Consider the following 405-nt stretch of genomic DNA (forward strand, 5'->3'; position numbering starts at 1 on the left):
ACCTGCACCGCATCGAGCACGAAGAGTGGCGTAACGGGTGCAAGGTGTTGCGCGTAGATGGCGTGCCCGGAGAGATCGTGCTTGACGGTCGATCGAGTGTCATGTACCCGGTGGCTGTCGGCAACTTCTATCTGAGCAACACACAAAACCGGAAGGGTGATTTCATGATATGCACACCACGCCAGCTGCGAACACTTTTGAGTCCTGCCGATTTTGAAACACTGCTGGAGAACGCAGAATGACAACCCCATTTCTTTTTGATCTACCGAATAGTGCATCGGAAACCGTGATCCAGCATGTGGTGGCGCAGTACTTGCACCATGAGGCACCGACGAGAACCACGGCCCAAATCCGCACAGATTTGGAGCCGAAGCTTCAGTCGTTTCTTCGGGAATTACGTGTGAC

1 protein-coding gene is annotated in these 405 nt (G+C 53.6%); it reads left to right on the top strand.

Annotated features, from left to right (window positions below):
- Nucleotides 1–242, top strand: a 242-nt coding sequence (locus AC1RPQ_RS08020) for a hypothetical protein (RefSeq protein WP_481762265.1), incomplete at its 5' end; no start/stop codon positions are given.
- Nucleotides 243–405: the final 163 nt, after the last annotated feature.

Source organism: Dellaglioa sp. CoH-57-MRSF-21, from assembly GCF_056781915.1.